The 321-nt window shown below is 42.7% G+C and carries 1 protein-coding gene; it reads left to right on the forward strand.

Going from position 1 to position 321, the window contains the following annotated elements; genetic code table 11:
• The coding region (gene spoVAE, locus ADA55_RS17910) for a stage V sporulation protein AE (protein WP_065421183.1) at positions 1–321 on the forward strand (321 nt) is incomplete at both ends.

Consider the following 321-nt stretch of genomic DNA (forward strand, 5'->3'; position numbering starts at 1 on the left):
GGTGGTTTGATTTGTGTCATTGGGCAAATTATGTTTGATGTGTTTAAACTTACACCGGGACATACGTTAAGTACCCTTGTAGTGATAGGTGCCATTTTAGATGGGGTAGGTTTATATGAACCATTAATTGATTTTGCTGGGGCAGGAGCTACCGTTCCTATTACAAGCTTTGGGAATTCACTTGTACACGGGGCCATGCAAGAAGCCGAAAAACACGGGTTAGTCGGTGTACTTACAGGGATGTTCGAAGTGACAAGTTCCGGCATTTCAGCTGCCATTATTTTCGGCATGTTAGGAGCTTTGATTTTTAAACCAAAGGGA

This window comes from Bacillus sp. 220_BSPC, from assembly GCF_001054655.1.
GTDB classification, from domain to species: domain Bacteria; phylum Bacillota; class Bacilli; order Bacillales; family DSM-1321; genus Peribacillus; species Peribacillus frigoritolerans.